The sequence below is a fragment of the Amycolatopsis sp. NPDC114505 genome (assembly GCF_055633615.1).
Window position 1 is genome coordinate 255008 of sequence record NZ_JBVKDV010000001.1, and the last position, 19721, is coordinate 274728.

The following is a 19721-nucleotide window of genomic DNA, read 5'->3' on the forward strand; positions in this document are numbered from 1 at the left end:
AACCGACCGAGGAGTGCCGTGTCCACCGTTCCCGCCGATCTCAGCGGAAAGAGTGACGCCGAGCTGATCGCCGAGGTCCGCGCCGGGAAGATCGAGTCGTACGGGCCGCTTTACGAACGTCACACCGGTGCGGCGCACAACCTCGCTCGTCAGCTGGCCCGTTCGAGCTCGGAAGCCGACGACCTGGTGTCCGAGGCGTTCGCGAAGGTGCTGGACACGCTGCGTGGCGGCAAGGGCCCCGACACAGCCTTCCGGGCGTACTTGCTGACTGCGCTGCGTCACACCGCGTACGACCGCACGCGCAAGGAACGCAAGGTCGACCTCAACGAGGACATGGCGGACGTCAAGGGCGCCGCGGCCGAGGCGCTGACCGTGCCGTTCTCCGACACCGCCGTCGCCGGGCTCGAGCGGACCATGGCCGCGAAGGCGTTCGCGCGGCTGCCCGAACGCTGGCAGGCGGTGCTCTGGCACACCGAGATCGAGCAGCAGAGCCCGGCCGAGGTCGCGCCGCTGCTGGGGCTGACCGCGAACGGCGTCTCGGCGCTCGCCTACCGCGCCCGTGAGGGGCTGCGCCAGGCGTACCTGCAGGTCCACCTGCAGGAGAACGCCGAGGAACGCTGCCGCGCTTGCGCCGAGCGGCTCGGCGCGTGGACCCGCGACGGACTGTCCAAGCGCGAACGTTCCCAGGTCGAGAACCACCTCGACGAGTGCGAGAACTGCCGGGCGCTGGCCGCGGAGCTGGCCGACGTCAACGGCGGGCTGCGCGCGATCATCGCCCCGATCGTCCTGGGCGGTGCGGCGCTCGGCTACCTCGCGACCATCGGCGCCGCGAAGGCGAGCGCGGCCACCGCGGCGGCTGCCGGAGCGGCCGCCGCCGGTGCCGCCGCGGCCGGGGGCAAGGCCGGTGCGGCCGCGGGTGCCGCCGCGGCCGGACCCCGTCAGTTCGCCGGGGTCGCCGCCTCGGGCACGGCGATCGTCGCCGCCGTCGTCATCGCGCTCACCGCCGGCGGCGGCGCGCAGGAGATCCCCGTCGCGGCCCAGGTGCCGCCGCCGGCGGTCCAGCCGGTCAACCCGCCGGCCCCGAAGCCCCAGCCACCGGCTCCGCCCGCACCGCCGCAGCCGCCCGCGCCGCCCCCGGCCCCGCCCGTCGAGCCCGCGGCCCCGCCGGTCGCGCCGCCCGCACCCGCGCCGCCCGCCCCGGCACCGCCGGCACCGGCGCCCGCGTCGATGTCCGCGACGACCCCGCCGGAAGGCGTCGAGCTCAGCCCCGGCTCCGCGACGAACCTGCCCATCACCGTGCGCAACGACGGCGGGAGCCCGTCCGAGCCCGTCGCGGTCGCGCTGAAGCTGCCGCCCGGCGTGCACGCGGTCGACGCCGGCGGAGGCGGCGCCCCGATGGCGTTCGCGCAGGACGGCAGCCCGATCTCGGTGAACTGCCCGGGCGGCGACGGCACGGTGACGTGCAAGACCGGCGCCGGCCTGCAGCCCGGCCAGAGCGCGACGCTGAACTTCCACCTCCGGGCCGACGACGACGCCATGGGCGGCACGGTCACCGGATCCGTCACCGCGGGCGTGCAGATCAACGTCGCGGTGAGCGTCAAGGTCACCGTGAAGCTGCCGCCGGACGCGGTGGTCCTGGAAGCACAGGGCGACGGGCTCTCGGCGTTCCCGTGGACGCGCAACCCGCTGGTCTACGTGCGCGTCCGCAACACCGGCGACTCGACGAAGCCGGTCACGGTCACCTTCGACCACCCGCTCTGGCAGTGGTGGAGCCTGCGCGGCTTCCCGTGCGCGCCGTCCGGCGAGGGCGCGACCTGCACGACGAACAGCGCGCTGGCGCCCGGCCAGCACGTCAACCTGTGGGTGCGGCTGAAGGGCCGTCCCGACGACGGGCGCGTGACGATCACCGCGAAGCTCGGCAAGGCGTCGGCGGAGCCGGTGACCGTGGACTTCGGCTGCTACCACCACTGGTGCGGCAAGGACCCGCGGCCGCCGACGACGACACCGTCGACCACGCCGTCCAAGCCGACTCCGACGTCGCCCACGAAACCGACGTCCACCCCGCCGGCGACGACCACGAAGACCACGCCGACGACCGCACCCCCGACGTCGAAGACCACCACGAGCGCGCCGCCGCGGCCGACCACGAAGCCGGGCAACCAGCCACCGACCGTCACCCCCGAGAGGGGATTCGGCTGGCTGACCGGGTAGCGTCCGCGCGGTGCGCGAGCTGCTGAAAAAGCATCGCGAGCTCCTCCGCTTCGCCGTCGTCGGCGGGATCAGCTTCGTGATCACGATGTCCGTCAACTACGGCCTGAAGTTCACCGTGCTGCGGACCCACCCGGTGACGGCGCTGATCGTCGGCGTCCTGGTCGCGACGATCTTCTCCTACGTCGCCAACCGCGAGTGGTCGTTCCGCACCCGCGGCGGCCGCGAGCGGGCGCACGAAGCGGCGCTGTTCTTCCTGATCAGCGGTATCGCACTGGGCCTGAACGCGCTGCCGCAGTGGTTCTCGCGGTACGTGCTGGACCTGCAGGCGCCGCGGCTGTCTCCGTTCGGCGTCGAGGTGGCCGACTTCGTCAGCGGCATCATCATCGGGACCCTGCTCGGCACGGTGTTCCGCTGGTGGGCGTTCAAGAAGTGGGTCTTCCCGGAGGAGGCCGCGCGCGGCGAGGTCCAGGTCGCGGATGATCCGGACATTCAGGACCGCAAAGCCGCCTGAACCACGGGTTTACGCGGTGTGCTCCTAGACTGCATCGTGTGACCGTTGTGGAAACCGTGCTCAAGCGCACGCCGGAGCCGCTGCGTTCGGTGCTGATCAAGCACCGGGAGCTGCTGAAGTTCGGGATCGTGGGCGGCACGACGTTCCTCGTCGACAACGGCGTCTGGTACTTCCTGAAGCTGTCGGTGCTGGAGTCGAAACCGACCACGGCGAAGGCGATCGCGATCATCGTCGCGACGATCGTGTCGTACATCCTGAACCGCGAGTGGTCGTTCCGCACCCGCGGCGGCCGGGAGCGCCACCACGAGGCGGCGCTGTTCTTCGTGATCAGCGGCATCGCGGTCGTGGTGAACCTGATCCCGCTGTACGTCTCGCGGTACGTGCTGGACCTGGAGGTCCCCCACGTGACGCGGCTGGTGCAGGAGGTCGCGGACTTCGCGAGCGGGTCGATCATCGGCATGCTGCTGGCGATGTTCTTCCGCTTCTGGGGCTTCAAGAAGTGGGTCTTCCCGGACGAGCTGGGCGAGCGCCGTCGCGACAACGGCGACGTGACCCGCCTGCACTGAGCACATTCGGTAAACTACTTGTCTTCTGACATGTAGTTGTCTACAGTCATCTCGTCAGTGTTCCTTCGTGAGGACGCCGTCCGGGTTCGGCCGGGCGAGCGGGACGATTCGAGGTGGTTTCCGAGCGCGAAGAGGTCGCACCCGTCCGCGGGTGACGATGGAGCCTTTTCCCGACTCGACGGGACGCTTTTTCCTGAGCGTCCGGACATCTCTCGTCCCTTCTTCACGAGGACATCCCTTGATCACAACCGCGCCTTCGCGCGCTCGAAAACCTGCCCTGGCCGGACTGTTCCTGTCCGTTTTCCTCGCGATGCTCGACGCCCAGGTCGTCGCCACCGCGCTCCCCCGGGTCGCCGCCGAGTTCGGCGGGACCGGGTCCTACGCCTGGGTCACCACCGCCTACCTGCTCGCCGGGAGCGTCACCGCTCCCCTGTACGGCAAGCTCGGCGACGTCTTCGGCCGCAAACGTGTGCTCCTGGCCGCGCTCGCCCTGTTCCTGCTCGGTTCGCTCGCCTGCGGCCTGGCGCCGTCGGCCGGTTTGCTCGTCGCCGGGCGCGTACTGCAGGGTGCCGGCTCCGGAGGCCTCTTCGTCTCCGTCGGCGCTTCGCTCGGCGAGATGTTCACGCCTCGCGAAGGCGCGAAGTACTTCGGGTGGTTCTCGATCTGCTTCGCCGTCGCGTCGCTCGCCGGCCCGGTCGTCGGCGGGGTGCTGACCGGGGTCGCCGGGTGGCGGTCGATCTTCCTGGTCAACCTGCCGCTCGGACTCGTCGCCGTCGCGCTCCTCAAGACCCTCGACCTGCCGAGACGACGACGTGAAGCGCCTTTCGACTTCGCCGGCGTCATCCTGCTCGGCGGGGCGATCACCGGGTTCACCCTGCTCACGCCGTGGTCGATCGGCCTCGGCGCGGTGGCGGCCGTCGCGTTCGTCTTCACCGAGCGAAAAGCCGAAGCACCCGTGCTGCCACTACGTCTCTTCAAGGACCGCACGTTCACCGTGTCCGTCGTGCTCAGCGTGCTCGCCGGCTTCGCGTTCCTCGGCTCGATCAACTACGTCGCGGTCCTCCTGCAGGCCGACGCCGGCCCGGCGGAAGGCGGGCTGCGGCTGGTGCCGATGACGCTCGCCGTCTCGCTGTCGTCGGTGATCGCGAGCAGGATCATCGCCCGCACCGGCGCCTATCGCTGGGCGCCGCGGCTGAGCATGGCGCTCGGCCTGATCGCCGTCGCCGGCCTGGCCACGCTGCACGAGCTGCCCCTGATCCTGGGCTGCCTGGTCGTCTTCGGCCTCGCGGCCGGGCTCAACCTGCAGGTCCTCGCCATGGCGACGCAGAACACCGCACCACCGGCGGACCGCGGCGCCGTCGCCGCCGGCGTCAACCTCGCCCGCGCGCTCGGCTCGAGCCTCGGCCCGGTCGCGCTCGGCTTCGCCTACCAAGCCGGCACGCACGGCGTCTTCCTCGCCCTGCTGCCCGTCCTCGCGCTCGCCCTCGTCACGGCGTTCGCACTCCCGCACGTCCCGCTCGAAGGAGCATCCCGATGATCTTCGTCCTCGGCGCCACCGGCAAGGTCGGCCGCGCCCTCGTTCCCGCCCTCCTCGACGCCGGCGCCGCCGTCCGCGCCCTGACCCGCGACCCGGCCAAGGCCCGCATCGACCCGCGCGCCGAAGTCGTCCAGGCCGACCTCGACACCGCCGACCTGCCCGCGCTCCTCGACGGCGCGGACCGCGTTTTCGTGCTGACCCAAGGCCACAGCGCCGGCCGTGAAGCCGCGGTCGCGGAGGCCGCCGCCCGAGCCGGCGCCACCCACCTCGTCAAGCTGTCCACCACCGGTGTCCACTTCGGACAGACGGATCCGATCACCCGCGCCCACGCCGAAGCCGAGCAGGCGGTCCGCGAAGCCGGGCCCGCGTGGACGATCCTGCGGCCCGGCGCGTTCATGGACAACCGGTTCGCCTGGCGCGACACCATCCGCGACGAGAACGCGGTGTTCGTCCCCGAAGGCGATCCGGCGTCCGCGCTGGTCCACGTCCGGGACATCGCCGCCGTCGCGACGCTCGCCCTCACGACGTCCGATCACGACGGCGCGACCCACGAGCTCACCGGCGGCCAAGCCCTCACGACCGAGCAGCAGGTCGCGGCCCTCGCCGACGCCCTCGGCCGGCCGGTGAAGTACGTCGAAGAGCCCGAAAGCGCCGCGCGCGAACGCATGATGCGGAAGTACGGCTGGCCCGCCGAAGCCGTCGACGGCTTCTTCGCGCTGAAGCGGGAGTCCGCCGAGCGCGAACACGTCGTCTTCGACACCGTCGAACGCCTGCTCGGCCGGCCGGCGCTGACGTTCGCCGATTGGGCGCGTGAGAATGCGGCCGCCTTCCCCTACCATTACCGGGGGTGACGGGGGAGGTGACCGGATGGGCAAAGGCCTGCGCGTCCTCGTCGTGGACGACCACCCGCTGTTCCGGTTCGGCGTGTGCACGCTGCTGGACGCCGAACCCACGATCGAGATCGTCGGCGAGGCCGCCAGCGGTGCGGCCGCCGTCGACGCCGCGGCCGCGCTCCGCCCGGACGTCGTGGTCATGGACCTGCACCTGCCCGACCTGTCCGGGATCCAGGCGACCCGGCACATCGCGGCCGTGAGCCCGGACACCGGCGTGCTGATGCTGACGATGGCGGACGAGAGCGAGTCGGTCTTCGCGGCGATGCGCGCCGGTGCCCGCGGCTACCTGCTCAAGGACGCCGAGCCGGACGAGATCATCCGCGCGGTGCAGGCGGTCGCGCGGCGCGAGGCGATCTTCGGCCCGGACATCGCGAACCGCGTGCTCGGCTTCTTCAACCAGCCACCGCCCGCGAGCGAGCCGGTGTTCCCGGAGCTGACCGTGCGCGAGCGCGAGGTCCTGTCCCTGATCGCGGCCGGGCACAGCAACGGCGTCATCGCGAACACCCTGTGCCTGAGCCCCAAAACGGTGCGTAACCACATTTCGAACGTTTTCGCCAAACTTCACGTCGCCGACCGCGCCGAAGCGATCGTCCGGGCGCGGGACGCGGGCCTCGGCCGGTCCTGACGGGCGCCCGTCCGGGCAACATCGGGACGCCGGTCCCATGCGCCCGGGACACCACAACGGGCATTCTGGTCAAGGTGAGGGGTGGAGCTCTCGCACCGTTCGAGGGGAATGGGTGACGATGTTCGAATCCGACAGGACGCCGGTGGTGGTCCGCGCCACCGATCCGATCCTGCACAACGGCGTCTGCATGGCGCTGCGTTCGCGGGACGAAGTCCGGGTGGTGGACGAGGAGGCGGGGGCGGTCGCGCTGCTGGTCGCCGACCGGCTCGACGAGACGATGACCAAGCTGCTGTCCGCGTTGCACCACCAGGGCTTCACCCGCATCGTGCTGGTCGCGGGCGAGGTCGACGACAACGAGATCCTCAACGCCGTCGAGCACGGGGTCTGCGCGGTCGCCCGCCGCGCCGACGCCGGGCCGGAGGTGCTCGTCCGGCTGATCAAGGCGGCCGCGGCCGGGGAAGGCGCGCTGCCGCCCGATCTGCTCGGCCGGCTGCTCAACCGGGTTTCCCGCCTGCAGCGCCAGGTGCTCCAGCCCCACGGGCTGCACATGGGCGGGATGAGCAACCGGGAGACGGAGGTGCTCCGGCTCGTCGCGGCGGGGTATTCGACGCAGGAGATCGCCGACGAACTGTGTTATTCGCAGCGCACGGTGAAGAGCATCCTGCACGACGTGACCAACCGGTTCCAGTTGCGCAACCGTTCGCACGCGGTGGCGTACGCGCTGCGTGAAGGGTTGATCTGACCCATGATCGCCCAGGTCGACGAGGCTTTGTGCGAGCTGCTGCGGCCCTGCCTGCCGGCGGGGACGCAGATCCGCCTCGACCCGCCGAAGCCGGCCTGGCAGACGGAGTCGCAGGTGCGGAGCGTGGAGCTGTTCCTCTTCGCACTGCACGACGCGGCCGGGGAGGGAGAGCGCGCGGCCCGCCGCTGCGCGCTTTCCTACCTCGTCACGGCACGGGCCGCGCAGGTACGGGAGGAACACGACCTGCTCGACGCGGCGCTCCACGCGGTCCTCGAGGCGGAGCGGCTGCCCGCGGAAAGCGCTTCCCCGGTGCGAATGGCTTTGGCCGCAACGGATCCGACGGGACTTTGGACGAGCCTGGGCATGCCGGCGCGTGCCGGGTTCGTCCTGCGGGTGACGGCCGACGTCTAACGCGGGACGCGCTCGGCGGGCCACCGCACTTCGGGGACGTCGCTCGGCCGCGGCACTTTCAAGAAGAGGCTGAACACCGCCGGCCGCCGGTTCGACAGCTCCAGGCGTCCGCCGTCCGCTTCCACCAGTGCCCGGGCCAACGCCAGCCCGACGCCCGTCGACCCGCCGCCGGAAAACCCGCGCTCGAAGATGTGCGGGGCCAATTCGTCCGGGACGCCCGGGCCCGTGTCGCTGACCTCGATCACCACCGTGCCCTCGGCGTCGCCGCGGCGGGCGACCACCGTCACCGTGCCCGAGCCGTGCCTCAGTGCGTTGTCCAGCAGTACCCCGACCACCTCGCGCAGCCGCCCCGGCGTCGCCCGGGCCATCAGGCCGTCGGCCACGCGCATCCGCAGGTTGCGGCCCTCCGAGCGGAGCAGCTCCCGCCACTCCTGTGCCATCTCCGGCAGCTGCTTCGGCAGGTCCACCGGTTCCGCGCCGACCTCGCGGGCCGCGCGCGCCGCCGCCAGCAGCTCGTCGAGCGCCTCGGCCAGGCGGTCGGCCTGCTCCTGGGCGGCCTTCGACTCGTCGGCCACCTCTTCGTCCGGGTGCACCGTGAGCGGTTCCAGCCGCAGCTGCAACGCCGTCAGCCGGCTGCGCAGCTGGTGCGAGACGTCGCCGACGAGCTGGCGTTCGCGCTGGACGAGCTGGGCGAGCGCGGTGCCGGACGCGTCGAGTGCCTCGGCGACCATGTCGAGCTCGCCGACGCCGTAGCGGCTCGGGTCGGGCCGGAAGTCGCCGCCACCGAGACGGGACGCGCGTTCGGCGACGTGCCGCAGGGGCTTCGCCAGCCGTCTCGCCGTCGCGATCGCCACGACCGCGCCGGTGCCGATCGACAGCAGGACCAGCAGCACGACGACCAGCGTCACCGTCGTCTGCCGCTCGTGCATCGGGCCGGCCGGGACGGCGATCGCGACCTTGCCGTCGCGCGCGAGGTCGGCCGTTTCGGTGACGGTGTCCGGGCCGGGGTCGTTGCCGTAGCGCTTTTCCTGCTGGTTGGGGACCTGCACGGTGAGGATCCCGTTCGCGGGCACGGCGGCGCGCACCTGGTCGAGGTCGATCTCCTGGCCGTTGGCGATCTCGGTGTCGAGGATCGCCGCGGCCGCGCGGGCGTTCTCGGCGAGCGTCTCGCGGTAGCTCGACTCGATCTGCCAGCTCGCGACGATGCCCAGCGGGATGCCGAGGACCGCCGCCGTGACCGCGACGGCCAGCAGGATGGCCAGCAGGATGCGACGGCGCACGGCTTATTCGGCGTTGAACCGGAAGCCGACGCCGCGGACGGTCGCGATCCGCCGCTCGCCGTCGTGGGTCTTGCTGGTGCGCCCGGCGGCCTCGTCGGCGGCGATGGCGAGCTTCCGCCGCAGCCACGACATGTGCATGTCGAGCGTCTTGGACGTCTTCGACTCGAGGTCGTTCCAGACCTCGGCGAGGATCTCGTCGCGGCTCACGACCTGCCCGGCGCGGCTCATCAGCACGCGCAGCAGCTCGAACTCCTTGTTCGCCAGCTGCACCTCGTGCAGGTCGACGGTGACCAGCCGCGCGCCGAGGTCCATCCGCACGCCGCCGGCTTCGAGCACCTCCGGCACCCGGCGGCGCAGCAGCGCGCGGATCCGGGCGAGCAGCTCGGCGAGCCGGAACGGCTTGGCGACGTAGTCGTCGGCGCCCGCGTCCAGGCCCACGACGAAGTCGACCTCGTCGGTGCGCGCGGTGAGCATCAGGACAGGGAGCTCGGTGCCGTTGGCGCGCAGGCGCCGGCAGACCTCGAGGCCGTCCATGCCGGGCAGCCCGAGGTCGAGCACGAGCAGGTCGACTCTCTGGGCGGCGGTGGCGTCGAGCACCGAAGGGCCGTCGGTGACGACGTGGATCTCGTATCCCTCACGTTCGAGGGCGCGGGAGAGCGGTTCGGCGATGGCCGGATCGTCTTCGGCAAGTAGGACCATGCTCACCTGGCCAACTCTACGGCTCGGAGGCGTGAAACCATCGTGATCGTGCCTGGCTACGGAGATGATCTGGCCCTCGCCACCCGGCTGGCTGACGCCGCCGACGCGATCACGACGGCGCGGTTCCGCGCCCTGGACCTGAGGGTGGACCGCAAACCCGACCGCACCCCCGTGACCGACGCGGACACCGCCGTGGAGGACGCGATCCGCGCCCTGCTGGCCGCCGAACGCCCGGACGACGCGGTGCTCGGCGAGGAGCGCGGCGGGTCCGCCGCGACCGGCCGCGCGTGGGTGCTCGACCCGATCGACGGCACCAAGAACTTCCTCCGGGGTGTACCCGTCTGGGCGACCCTGATCGCCCTCGTGTCGGACGGCGACCCGGTGGTCGGCATGATCACCGCGCCGCTGCTGGGCCGTCGCTGGTGGGCGGCCACGGGTTCGGGCGCGTTCTCGTCCGACTCCGCCGGGACCCGGCCGCTGTCGGTTTCCGGCGTCTCGTCCCTTTCGGACGCTTATCTGTCCACGACGGACTTGAACTCGTGGACGACGTACCACTCGCGCGAGAAGTACCTGGACCTCGTGGACGCGTCCTGGGAAACCCGCGCGTTCGGCGACTTCTGGTCCCACGTGCTGGTGGCCGAGGGCGCCATGGACGTGGCGGCGGAGTGCATCGTGAACCCGTGGGACGTCGCGGCGGCGCAGGTGATCGTGACCGAGGCCGGCGGGCGGTTCAGCGACCTGGACGGCGCCGGGCGGTACGACAACGGGAGCGCGCTGTCGACCAACGGCCTGCTGCACGACGACGTGCTGGGAATCCTCAAGCGTTGACGGGATAGGCCGCCCGGCGGGTACTTCTTGACCGGTCTGAACCACCGGTGGTTCACTCCCAGTGCTCGCCGGGTCACCCCCGCCTCCTGACAACGTTGTCAGCCCTGGGTGCCCCGCTCACCCCGGGAGGAAGAGCATGCGCAGAGTCGTCACCGCGGCTTTGGTCATTCCCCTGTTCACGGCCATCGCGGCCACACCGGCGACCGCCGCACCCGAGAACCGCGACCTCGCCGCCTACGTCAACCCGTTCGTCGGCGCGAAGGCCGGCGACACCCCCGAGACCAACACCTACGCCGGCGACACCTTCCCCGGCGCCGACGTCCCCTTCGGCATGGTGCAGTGGAGCCCCGACACCCCGCTGCAGCCCAAACCGCCCGCCGGCCAGGGCCGCTACTACGCCCGTGACCGCGACGGCGGCTACGCCTGGGAAGAGAACAAGCTCCGCGGCTTCAGCCTCACCCACTTCAACGGCGCCGGGTGCGGCGGCGCGGCCGGAGACGTCCCGTTCCTCCCGTTCGCCGGGAACCTGACGACCTCACCGGCCGTGGACGCGACGAAGTACTTCCCCACCTTCAGCCACGCCAACGAATCGGCGTCTCCCGGCTACTACAAGGTGACGACGGACTCCGGCATCACCACCGAGCTGACCGCGACCCAGCGCTCCGGCATCGGCCGCTTCACCTTCCCCAAGAACTCCCCCGCGACGCTGCTGATCGACGTCGCGCAGTCCGCGATGGGCAGCGACGACGCGTCCGTGACCGTCGACCCGGCCAAGCGAACCGTCGAAGGCTGGGTCTCCAGCGGCCACTTCTGCCGCGGCCCCAACACGTACAAGGTCTACTTCTCGGCGTCCTTCGACCAGCCGTTCGCGACGTCCGGGACCTGGCAGAACGCCACCGTGACCCCCGGCGGCACCAGCGCCCGCGGCGGCGACCTCAGCAAGGACACGTGGGACAAGCAGGTCGTCACCGCCGACGGCGGCTCCGGCGCCTACCTGACCTTCGACCCCGCCAAACCGGTCCAGGTGCGCGTCGGATTGTCCTATGTGGACGCGGACGGCGCTCGCTCGAACGTGCGAGCCGAACAGCGGCAGGACTCCTTCGACACGGTCAAGGACAACGCCCGCCGGACCTGGAACGACCGGCTGCGGCAGATCACCGTCGAAGGCGGCACGGACGCGGCGACACGGACGTTCTACACCGCGCTCTACCACACGCTCCTGCAGCCGAACGTCTTTTCCGATGTGGACGGTCGCTACGCCGGCTTCGACAAGGCGATCCACCGCACGAAGCCGGGCCACGCGCAGTACGCCAACTTCTCCGGCTGGGACACCTACCGCGACGAGGTCCAGCTGCTCTCGATGCTCGCTCCGCACGAGGCCGCCGACATGGCGCAGTCGATGTACAACCAGGCGAACCAGGCCGGCGGGATCTGGGACCGCTGGTCGCAGAACAACGACTTCATGGGCGTAATGGGCGGCGACCCGTACCACTCGATCATCGCCAGCACATACGCCTTCGGCGCGACGGACTTCGACGCGTCCCAAGCGCTGAAGTCCATGGTCAACGGCGCTACGCGCGTCCAGCAGGCCGGTGAACGCGCGCTCGAACGCCCAGGCCTGTCCGACTACCAGACGCTGGGCTACCACCCCAACAACGTCTCGGACATGCTCGAGGACACCACCGCCGACTTCGGCATCGCGCAGCTGGCCCAGCGGCTCGGCCAGCAGAACACCTACCAGCAGTTCATGACGCGCGCCCAGTACTGGGAGAACGTCTACAACCCGGCGACGGGCTACCTGCAGACCCGGCTGCGCGACGGTCAGTTCCTCTCGCCGTTCGACCCGGCGAAGTACGAGGAAATGCGCTACCAGGAAGGGAACGCGGCGCAGTACACGTGGATGGTGCCGTACAACGTCCGCGGCCTCTTCGACGCGATGGGCGGCGACGACGCCGTGAAGAAGCGTCTCGACTTCTTCTTCACGAAGCTGAACAGCGACGCGAGTTCGCCGTACGCGTTCATGTCGAACGAGCCGTCGTTCGAGGTGCCGTGGGAGTACGCGTACGCGGGCGCGCCGTCGAAGACGCAGGACATCGTGCGCCGCTCGGCGGAGCTGCTGTTCAAGCCCTCCGAGGACGGCCTGCCCGGCAACGACGACCTCGGCGCGACGTCGGCGTGGTACGTCTTCGCCGCGCTCGGCATGTACCCGGAGGCGCCCGGCCGCGCCGAGATGGTGCTGGCCAGCCCGATGTTCCCGAAGATCACGCTCACCCGGGCGACCGGGCAGCGGACCACGATCACCGCGCCCGGCGCGTCCAGTTCGGTGAAGTACGTGAAGAGCCTGAAGGTGAACGGCCAGGCGAGCACCAAGCCGTGGCTGCCGGAGTCCTTCGCGGTGAACGGCGGACGGCTCGACTTCACCCTCGGGACCTCGCCGACGTCGTGGGGCTCGGCCAAGTCCGACGCGCCGCCGTCCTTCCGCGACGGCGAGGTGCCGGTGCGCGGCCGCGTCGGCCCGGGCCGCGTCGTCGTCGCTCCTGGCGGCTCGACGACCGCGACGGTGACGGCCGAAGGCATCACCGGCCAGGGCAAGGTGACCTGGCACGCGAAGCCGCCGGCCGGGATCACCGTGACGCCGTCGAGCGGGACGCTCACGGTGGGTCCGAACGGGACCGCGTCGCAGCAGGTGAAGGTCACCGCCGCCGCTGGGTCGCCGGACGCGTTCACGAGCGTGCCGGTGGAGTTCGCCGGGCAGCTGCCGGCGTCCCTGCCGGTGACGGTCGGGAAGCCGGGGACGCTGCACGCGGCGAACACGAACGTCGGCGTCACGGACGACCGGTTCGTCCAGTACGGCGACTTCGGCGAGACCGACCTCTACCCCGGCCAGTTCGCCTACTCCGCGCAGGGCTTGGCCGCGAGCGGCGTCAAGCCGGGCGCGAAGGTGGGCGAGTTCACCTGGCCGTCGAGCCCGGCGGGATCGCCGGACAACGTGATCGCCTCAGGGCAAACGCTTGCGGTCGACGCTCCGGCGGGCGCGACGAAGCTGTCGTTCCTCGGCTCGGCGACCGGTGGTGACGCACAGGGCAGCGTCACCGTCACCTACACCGACGGCTCGACGCGGCAAGGTGCGCTGGGCCTGTCGGAGTGGCTGCTGAAGGGCGGTGAGGAGACGCCGCAGTTCGGGAACACGGTCGTCGCGAAGGTGCCGTACGTGAACTCGGCGTTCCCGCGGTACATGTTCCGGCTGTCGCGGCCGTACACGTCGTACCTGTTCGCGACGGCCCCGATCGCCCTGGACCCGGCCAAGCGGGTTCGCAGCATCACCCTGCCGACGTCGACGGGTGCCGGCGCGGCGCACGTGTTCACCTACGCCGTGTCCTGAGCAGGTCGTGAGTGAGAAACAGTGTTAGAACACTGTTTCTCACTCACGACCCGGGCAGCAGGCCGACGGCGCCGCGGGCGACCTGCGCCCAGGCCAGCCGGCCGAAGAGGTAGTGGCACGCGACCTGCTCGCTGGTGAACCGCGCCCAGTCGTAGCGGTTGCCCTGCTCCCGCCAGAAGACCTCCCACGCCTCGTCCTCGCCCTGCATCAGGCACCAGGCGTTGTCGACCTCGGCGCCGAGCGAGACGACCTCCGGCGGCACGCCCAGCACGCCGAGCCAGCGCTGGATCGACTGGGTGTTCATCAGTCCTCTTCCCCCTTGGCCTCGGCGAGGTAGCCGAGGGTCACGAGCTCGTCCGCCGCCAGCAGCGCGCGGTACCGGGTACCCCCGCCGACCTGGCCGAACCAGTTCGCGGTCTCCGACCGCCACATCGGCACGGCGCGCACGACGACGTACCGGCGGTACTCGGCGTCCAGCATCCCGGGCGGCAGCGAGCGTTCCGCGAAGGGCGTGCCGTCGGCGAAGAACACGCGCCCGTGCGCCGGGCCGAAGCGGTCGAGCACGATGTTCATCGGCACCATCACCGGCTCGGCCGGCTCGAGGCTGCCCTCCGGGTAGTGGTCGCCCGGCGGCCACGCGTACTCGGGCCCGAGCTCGCTGTGCCCGACGACGAACCGGCGGATCCACACGGCCTGCGTCGCCCGCGCGTACGGGACGTAGCCGTCGGTCAGGTGCCGGGGCACCGGCCGCGGCGGCGCGGTCGGTGACCGGCGGAAGCCGGCGGTGACGTTCGTGAGCGCCTGGTCGTCGAAGATCAGCCGGGCGTCCGGGTGGTCGTTCGGGCCGAAGCCTTCGGGATCGTCCTCGGGCAGCGGCAGCTGCCGCGCCGGCCGGTCCATCGCGACCGGCAGGTGCCCGATCGGGAACATGTGCACCAGGAACAGCGCGACAACGCTTTCCCGCTCCTTGCGCGGCGAGCCGAGCGGCGGCAGTGGCGCGGGCGAGCCCGGGCTCAGCGGCGGCCCGGCCACCGGCGGAGGCGGCCCGGCGGGCGCCGGCGGCACCGGCGCCGGAGGTGCGGGAGGCAGCGGGAACGGCGGCAGCAGCGGCGACACCGCGTGCGGCCAGGCCGCGGGGTTGCCCGAGGGCGGCGTCGGCGCCTCTTCGAAGGCGCCGGAATCCGTCAGGCCGTACTCAGGCAGCCGGATCGGCCCGGTGTCGAGGTCGGCCTCGACCGGTTCGGAGCCCGCCTCGGAAGGCTCGGTCACACCCATCCTCCGGCTCGGTCGGTGCCCGCGGGCACTCTTTTCGACGCGGCCGCGTCGCTGCCGGTCCCCCTTGATACCGCATGCCGCACGAGCGGGTGCGGGCGAGGTCAGCTCAGCGCGGCCACCACGCGGGACGGGCTCGGGCGCCCGAGCTGTCCCGCCATCCACGTGCTGGCCGCCACCAGCGTGTCCAGGTCGACGCCGGTGGCCACCCCGAGGCCGTCCAACATCCACACCAGGTCTTCGGTGGCCAGGTTCCCCGTGGCCGACTCGGCGTACGGGCAGCCACCGAGCCCGCCGGCCGAAGAGTCCACTGTCGACACTCCACATCGGAGCGCCGCCAGGGTGTTGGCCAGAGCCTGACCGTACGTGTCGTGGAAGTGCACGGCCAAAGTACCGACATCGCCGAACAGCCCGACCAGGTTCTCGACCTGGCCCGCGGTCGCGACGCCGATGGTGTCGCCCAGCGAAAGCTGCGAGCACCCCATGTCCAGCAGGCGGCGGCCGGCGTCGGCGACCTGCTTCGCCGGCACGGCACCTTCCCACGGGTCGCCGAAGCACATCGAGAGGTAGCCGCGCACGTCCAGGCCGGCTTCCCGGGCCCGCGTCACGACCGGCTCGAACATCGCGAACTGCTCGTCCAGCGACGAGTTGAGGTTCTTCCGCGCGAACGTCTCCGTCGCGCTGGCGAAGATCGCGATGTGCTCGACCCCCGCGTCGAGGGCGCGGTTCAGGCCCTTCTCGTTCGGCACCAGCACCGGGTAGCGGACGCCTTCACGACGATCCAGCCCGGCCAGCAGCTGCTCGGCGTCGGCCAGCTGCGGCACCCACTTGGGGTGCACGAAGCTGGTCGCCTCCAGCGTCGTCAGGCCGGCGCCCGCGAGCCGGTCGAGGAACTCCAGCTTGACCTCGACCGGGACGATCGTCTTCTCGTTCTGCAGGCCGTCCCGCGGGCCGACCTCCCAGATCGTGATCCGCTCCGGGAGTTCACCCGTCGAGGGGACCCGTTCGGGCAGACCCAGTTCGCGCGTGCCCATCAGCGGCGTCGATCGCCGCGCGGCGGGTGCCCGCCCTGCGGCGGCAGCGGCTCGGTCTGCTGGGGCTGCTGGCCACCCGCCCGGTAGTCGTCGTACGGGTTGTCGTTCACCTCGCGGTAGATCACCGTGTGCACCTTCTCGACGTGCGGGATGTCCTCGAACCGCAGCGGCTCGGCCGACGCCGACTCGATGATCAGGGTGCCGCAGCCGAAGACCCGGTCGAGCAGGTCGTGCTCGAACTGGACGCTGTTGATCCGGCCCATCGGGATGTCGATGCCGGTGCGCTTCAGGACGCCTTCGCGGGCGATGAGGCGGTCGGTGGTCACGATGAAGTGGGTGGTCCGCCAGCGCACGAGCGGCGCCAGGAACAGCCACACGATCAGCACGAGGGCGACCACCCCGATGGCGATCAGCCCGACCGTGTTCCACGGCGAGCCGGCGTCCTTGGCGAGGATCGCCAGCCAGATGCCGGCGCCCAGGGTGACCAGGAACGCCAGCAACGGGAAGATCAGCATCTTGAAATGCGGGTGACTGTGCACCACGACGTGCTCTTGCTCGCTGAGCAACTCGTCCGGATAAGCCACGGCGGACGCTCCCAAGGTCGGTGCGGCGATGTCGCTTCACCGTACCGGCGAGACGCCCGGCCGGTGAGTGCAACGCCCCGAAGAATCAGGCCGGGCGGACGTGGACCACGTCACCCGCGAACACGGTGTGCCGCTGGCCGCCGGTCATGTCGACCTGGAGCTGCCCGGCGGCGTCGATGTCGGCCGCGCGGCCGACGAGCGACGTGCCGTCCGGCAGCTGCACCTCGACGTCCTGGCCGAGGGTCGAGCAGTGGGCGCGGTAGTCGCCCAGCAGGCCGGCCTCGGTGAGGTCGCCACCCGCGAGCCGCCAGCGTTTCTCCAGGTCGTCGAACTCGGTGAGCAGCGCGATCGCGACGTCGGTGCGGTCGGTGTTCGTGGCGCCCAGCTCCGCGAGCGACGTCGCGGGCAGGCCGCCGGGGCCCGGCTGGACGTCGCCGAGGGGCAGGACGTTGAGGCCGATGCCGAGCACGAGCGACGGCGGATCCCCGGCGACGGCCTCGGCGAGGATCCCGGCGCACTTCGCGCCGCCGGCGAGGACGTCGTTGGGCCACTTGAGCACGGCGTCGACCCCGACACCGGCCGCGGCCGCCCGGACGGCGAGCCCGGCGACGATGGAGAGCGAGCCGAGCGCCGTGAACGGGACGCCCGGCCGCAGCGCCACGCTGAGGTACAGCCCGGCGCCCTTCGGCGAACTCCACGTCCGGGCCCGGCGGCCGACCCCCGCGGTCTGCTCTTCGGCCAGCAGAACGGTCCGGTCCTCGGCGCCTTCGTCGAGGGCTTTCCGCAGGTCGGCGTTGGTGGAGCCGGTACGCTCGACGACGTCGATCTTCGCGTACCGATCCTTGAGCGCCGCGCTCAGGCGGGCAGCGTCGATCTCGGGCATGTGTCCACCATATGGGAGTCCCCCTAACGTGCAAGCTACTCAGTCGTTCACTAAGAGGTGCGCTCTTCTAAGTTGGACCCCGTGACGACCAAGCCGGCCTCCTGGGCTCGTGGCGCGGCCCTGCGCGGCCTCGTCGCGCTGCCGCTCGTCGCGGGTCTGGTCACCGCGGGCTGGCTGCTGGCCGACCGGTCGCCGGAGCCCGCCGCGGCGCCGGCTCCGCTGCCGGTGGCCCGTGACGCGGCGTCGGGCCCGTCGGTCCTCGAAGTCAGCGCACCCGTGAAGGCGCAGGAGCCGGGCCAGGGCGCGTCCGGCCAGGGCGGCAAGAGCCCGCTGCAGCAGTGGGCCGATCAGCTGGCCGGTCCCCTCGACATCCCCGCCGACGCGCTGATCGGCTACGCGAACGGCGAGCTGACGCTCCGGAACGAAGACCCGTCGTGCCACCTCTCGTGGGTCACGCTGGCGGGCGTCGGCTCGGCGGCGTCGAACCACGGCCGCGGCGGCGAGAACCTCCTGGGGCTGACGGCGGCGCAGAGCAAGAAGTACGGCTCCGACGCCCCGGTCGCGGCCGGCCGCGCCCTGTGCGCGGGCGGCACGGACCTCGGCGCCGGTCAGGGCTGGTGGAAAGCCATCGCGGCGTACCACCCGGGCGGCGACACCGAGCTGTTCCGCCAGCGCGTCCTCGGCAACGCCCAGCTGTACGCGACGCTCTCCCTGGACCCGGCGTCGGCCTCGTCGCCGCGAGTTCAGGCGACCCGGTTCGCGCTGGGCCAGCTCGGCCTCCCGTACGTCTGGGGCGGCAACGGACCCGACGCGGGCGCGGCGGGCTTCGACTGCTCGGGCCTGACGAAGGCGTCGTACGACAGCGCGGGCGTGTCCCTGCCGCGCACGGCGGACAGCCAGTTCCGGGCGCTCCCGCCGGTGCCGGCAATGCAGGAGCCCCGCCTCGGCGACCTGGTGTTCTACGGCAGCCCGTCGACCCGCATCCACCACGTGGGGCTGTACCTGGGCAACGGCCTGATGATCAACGCCCCGACCGAGGGCCAGGCGATCCAGATCCACACGTACCACTCGAAGGGCGACGACTACGCGGGCGCGGGCCGCCCGGCCTGAGTCAGCTCGTGGTGTTCTGAGCGACCGTCTCCGGCTTGAAGGCGTAGACCGTGTCGCCTTCCTTGAGCACGTGCCAGCCGTCGCAGACCTGGGTCGTGCGGGTCTCCGCGCCTTTCGGCCACCAGTCGGCGGTCAGCGTCGCCGCGGTCTTCGACGCCGGGCTCGGCGTGCACGTCGCCGGGAGCGCGGTGGCGGTGAACCGCAGGATGCGTTCCGTGCCGGTCGTGCGGATGGCCTCCGTGACGTCCGACGCCTGGTCCGGGACCCAGCTCGGGAGCTTGGCGTCGCCGTCGTTCTTGCCCTCGGTGCCGGTGTCGTAGCCGACGTCCTTCACGTGGCCGTTCGTCTTCTCGTTGACCGCTTCCTGGAGGCCGCAGGCGGACAGCATCAGCATTCCGGCGATCCCCAGCCCGGCGATCTTCACGCTCGTGTTCATGGGGACGAGTCAACCGCCGGGCCGTTCCCGCCGGATCGGTCTTCCGGCCGGAGCGGCCCGCCATCCGGCCGATCTTGCTCAGGCGCCCGTCAGCTGACCCGTCGCACGGGCCAGCAGCGCGGCCTCCTCCTCCGGCAGCGACTGGCCCAGCCGCACCATCTGCACCGCGGTCAGCAGCGCCGTCCGGTCCTCCGCCGTCCCGAGGTCGCCGAGGTACGGCGGCAGCAGGACGCCGAGCGCCCGGAAGTCCTTGCGCTCGCACAGCTTGCCGAGCAGCTCGGTCAGCGCGTCGTCCTCCTGCGGCGCCGGACGCAGCGCGGCCGCGATCGTGAACCGCATCCCGTCCCGGTACGGCCCGGCCGGCGCGTCCTCGAGGCGCGTGGCCGCCTGCCGGTAGTGCTCCCGCGCGCGGTCGGCGTCGCCGAGCTCCTGGTGCGCGCGGGCGAGGTTCAGGTGCAGCGACGGGTAGAACCCGCGCACCCGCTCGTCGCCCACGCGGTCGGCTCGCTCCAGGCACTCCTGGTTCCAGCGCAGCACGTCCTCGGGGGTCGTCTGGTGCCGGGCCAGGTAGTGCGCCGCGACGCAGGCGCCGTAGTCGTCGGTCGCCGCGTCCCACGCCTGCCGGAACAGCGCGTGCGCGTCCTCGTTCCGGCCCGCCGCTTCGGCTTGCATGCCCTCCGCGCACAGGCGCACGACCGCGTCGTCGAGATCCATGGC

The 19721-nt window shown here is 71.7% G+C and carries 20 protein-coding genes; 11 read left to right on the top strand and 9 right to left on the bottom strand.

Annotated elements, in window-relative coordinates; genetic code table 11:
* Positions 1-18: 18 nt before the first annotated feature.
* From ACZ7OU_RS01230 to ACZ7OU_RS01265, 8 genes are all read left to right on the top strand, one after another.
* On the top strand, positions 19-2211 hold the full coding sequence (locus ACZ7OU_RS01230; protein WP_470239262.1) for a sigma-70 family RNA polymerase sigma factor: 2193 nt from the start codon (positions 19-21) through the stop codon (positions 2209-2211).
* 10 nt (positions 2212-2221) lie between these two features.
* Positions 2222-2722, top strand: coding sequence for a GtrA family protein (locus ACZ7OU_RS01235; RefSeq protein WP_470253878.1), 501 nt, complete (start codon positions 2222-2224; stop codon positions 2720-2722).
* A 38-nt stretch (positions 2723-2760) separates the two neighbouring features.
* Complete coding sequence (locus ACZ7OU_RS01240) at positions 2761-3288, top strand: GtrA family protein (RefSeq protein ID WP_470239264.1); 528 nt, start codon at positions 2761-2763, stop codon at positions 3286-3288.
* A gap of 238 nt (positions 3289-3526) precedes the next feature.
* On the top strand, positions 3527-4825 hold the full coding sequence (locus ACZ7OU_RS01245; RefSeq protein ID WP_470239265.1) for an MFS transporter: 1299 nt from the start codon (positions 3527-3529) through the stop codon (positions 4823-4825).
* Positions 4822-5676, top strand: a complete 855-nt coding sequence (locus tag ACZ7OU_RS01250) for an NAD(P)H-binding protein (protein WP_470253879.1) — start codon at positions 4822-4824, stop codon at positions 5674-5676. The genes ACZ7OU_RS01245 and ACZ7OU_RS01250 overlap by 4 nt, the downstream gene beginning before the upstream one ends.
* A 16-nt stretch (positions 5677-5692) precedes the next feature.
* On the top strand, positions 5693-6343 hold the full coding sequence (locus ACZ7OU_RS01255) for a response regulator (protein ID WP_470253880.1): 651 nt from the start codon (positions 5693-5695) through the stop codon (positions 6341-6343).
* A 118-nt stretch (positions 6344-6461) separates the two neighbouring features.
* Positions 6462-7085 (top strand): response regulator transcription factor, encoded by a 624-nt coding sequence (locus tag ACZ7OU_RS01260; protein ID WP_470240741.1) that lies wholly within the window; start codon positions 6462-6464, stop codon positions 7083-7085.
* Positions 7086-7088: 3 nt separating this feature from the next.
* A complete protein-coding gene (locus tag ACZ7OU_RS01265; protein WP_470239268.1) occupies positions 7089-7496 on the top strand; it encodes a Pvc16 family protein in 408 nt (135 codons plus the stop codon).
* On the opposite strand, the gene ACZ7OU_RS01270 is transcribed toward ACZ7OU_RS01265, so the two are convergent.
* Positions 7493-8776, bottom strand: a complete 1284-nt coding sequence (locus ACZ7OU_RS01270) for an ATP-binding protein (protein WP_470253881.1) — start codon at positions 8774-8776, stop codon at positions 7493-7495. The genes ACZ7OU_RS01265 and ACZ7OU_RS01270 overlap by 4 nt on opposite strands.
* 3 nt (positions 8777-8779) lie before the next feature.
* A complete protein-coding gene (locus ACZ7OU_RS01275) occupies positions 8780-9475 on the bottom strand; it encodes a response regulator transcription factor (RefSeq protein ID WP_155549497.1) in 696 nt (231 codons plus the stop codon).
* Between the two features lie 42 nt (positions 9476-9517).
* Here ACZ7OU_RS01275 and hisN point away from each other — a divergent pair, with 42 nt between their 5' ends.
* The gene (gene hisN, locus ACZ7OU_RS01280) at positions 9518-10303 is read left to right on the top strand and encodes a histidinol-phosphatase (protein ID WP_470239270.1); all 786 of its coding nucleotides are present in this window, start codon (positions 9518-9520) and stop codon (positions 10301-10303) included.
* A gap of 136 nt (positions 10304-10439) precedes the next feature.
* Positions 10440-13685 (top strand): GH92 family glycosyl hydrolase, encoded by a 3246-nt coding sequence (locus ACZ7OU_RS01285; protein WP_470253882.1) that lies wholly within the window; start codon positions 10440-10442, stop codon positions 13683-13685.
* 43 nt (positions 13686-13728) lie between these two features.
* Here ACZ7OU_RS01285 and ACZ7OU_RS01290 read toward each other — a convergent pair whose 3' ends face one another.
* The 5 genes from ACZ7OU_RS01290 to ACZ7OU_RS01310 all read right to left on the bottom strand — a co-directional run bounded on the left by ACZ7OU_RS01290 (position 13729) and on the right by ACZ7OU_RS01310 (position 17458).
* On the bottom strand, positions 13729-13989 hold the full coding sequence (locus tag ACZ7OU_RS01290; RefSeq protein ID WP_003105220.1) for a hypothetical protein: 261 nt from the start codon (positions 13987-13989) through the stop codon (positions 13729-13731).
* Positions 13989-14954 (bottom strand): TNT domain-containing protein, encoded by a 966-nt coding sequence (locus ACZ7OU_RS01295; protein ID WP_470239272.1) that lies wholly within the window; start codon positions 14952-14954, stop codon positions 13989-13991. Before ACZ7OU_RS01295 ends, ACZ7OU_RS01290 begins: the two co-directional genes overlap by 1 nt.
* Before the next feature lie 107 nt (positions 14955-15061).
* The gene (locus ACZ7OU_RS01300; protein ID WP_470253883.1) at positions 15062-15991 is read right to left on the bottom strand and encodes a hydroxymethylglutaryl-CoA lyase; all 930 of its coding nucleotides are present in this window, start codon (positions 15989-15991) and stop codon (positions 15062-15064) included.
* Complete coding sequence (locus ACZ7OU_RS01305; RefSeq protein ID WP_470239274.1) at positions 15991-16575, bottom strand: PH domain-containing protein; 585 nt, start codon at positions 16573-16575, stop codon at positions 15991-15993. Before ACZ7OU_RS01305 ends, ACZ7OU_RS01300 begins: the two co-directional genes overlap by 1 nt.
* Before the next feature lie 85 nt (positions 16576-16660).
* Positions 16661-17458 (bottom strand): biotin--[acetyl-CoA-carboxylase] ligase, encoded by a 798-nt coding sequence (locus ACZ7OU_RS01310; protein ID WP_470253884.1) that lies wholly within the window; start codon positions 17456-17458, stop codon positions 16661-16663.
* An 81-nt stretch (positions 17459-17539) separates the two neighbouring features.
* On the opposite strand from ACZ7OU_RS01310, the gene ACZ7OU_RS01315 reads away from it, so the two are divergent.
* Positions 17540-18568: a C40 family peptidase gene (locus tag ACZ7OU_RS01315; protein ID WP_470253885.1), complete on the top strand. Its 1029-nt coding sequence runs from the start codon at positions 17540-17542 to the stop codon at positions 18566-18568.
* Between the two features lies 1 nt (position 18569).
* Here the strand turns inward: ACZ7OU_RS01315 and ACZ7OU_RS01320 are convergent, their stop codons facing one another.
* Positions 18570-19004: a hypothetical protein gene (locus tag ACZ7OU_RS01320; RefSeq protein ID WP_470253886.1), complete on the bottom strand. Its 435-nt coding sequence runs from the start codon at positions 19002-19004 to the stop codon at positions 18570-18572.
* Positions 19005-19082: 78 nt separating this feature from the next.
* Positions 19083-19718, bottom strand: coding sequence for a hypothetical protein (locus tag ACZ7OU_RS01325; RefSeq protein WP_470253887.1), 636 nt, complete (start codon positions 19716-19718; stop codon positions 19083-19085).
* Between the last annotated feature and the right edge of the window lie 3 nt (positions 19719-19721).

Bases quoted from the DNA above. Each gene is read 5' to 3' on its own strand.
- ACZ7OU_RS01310 (WP_470253884.1), bottom strand. From the start codon at position 17,458: ATGCCCGAGATCGACGCTGCCCGCCTGAGCGCGGCGCTCAAGGATCGG.
- ACZ7OU_RS01265 (WP_470239268.1), top strand. From the start codon at position 7,089: ATGATCGCCCAGGTCGACGAGGCTTTGTGCGAGCTGCTGCGGCCCTGC.
- ACZ7OU_RS01260 (WP_470240741.1), top strand. From the start codon at position 6,462: ATGTTCGAATCCGACAGGACGCCGGTGGTGGTCCGCGCCACCGATCCG.
- ACZ7OU_RS01290 (WP_003105220.1), bottom strand. From the start codon at position 13,989: ATGAACACCCAGTCGATCCAGCGCTGGCTCGGCGTGCTGGGCGTGCCG.
- ACZ7OU_RS01300 (WP_470253883.1), bottom strand. From the start codon at position 15,991: ATGGGCACGCGCGAACTGGGTCTGCCCGAACGGGTCCCCTCGACGGGT.
- ACZ7OU_RS01325 (WP_470253887.1), bottom strand. From the start codon at position 19,718: ATGGATCTCGACGACGCGGTCGTGCGCCTGTGCGCGGAGGGCATGCAA.
- ACZ7OU_RS01275 (WP_155549497.1), bottom strand. From the start codon at position 9,475: ATGGTCCTACTTGCCGAAGACGATCCGGCCATCGCCGAACCGCTCTCC.
- ACZ7OU_RS01320 (WP_470253886.1), bottom strand. From the start codon at position 19,004: ATGAACACGAGCGTGAAGATCGCCGGGCTGGGGATCGCCGGAATGCTG.
- ACZ7OU_RS01255 (WP_470253880.1), top strand. From the start codon at position 5,693: ATGGGCAAAGGCCTGCGCGTCCTCGTCGTGGACGACCACCCGCTGTTC.
- ACZ7OU_RS01285 (WP_470253882.1), top strand. From the start codon at position 10,440: ATGCGCAGAGTCGTCACCGCGGCTTTGGTCATTCCCCTGTTCACGGCC.
- ACZ7OU_RS01250 (WP_470253879.1), top strand. From the start codon at position 4,822: ATGATCTTCGTCCTCGGCGCCACCGGCAAGGTCGGCCGCGCCCTCGTT.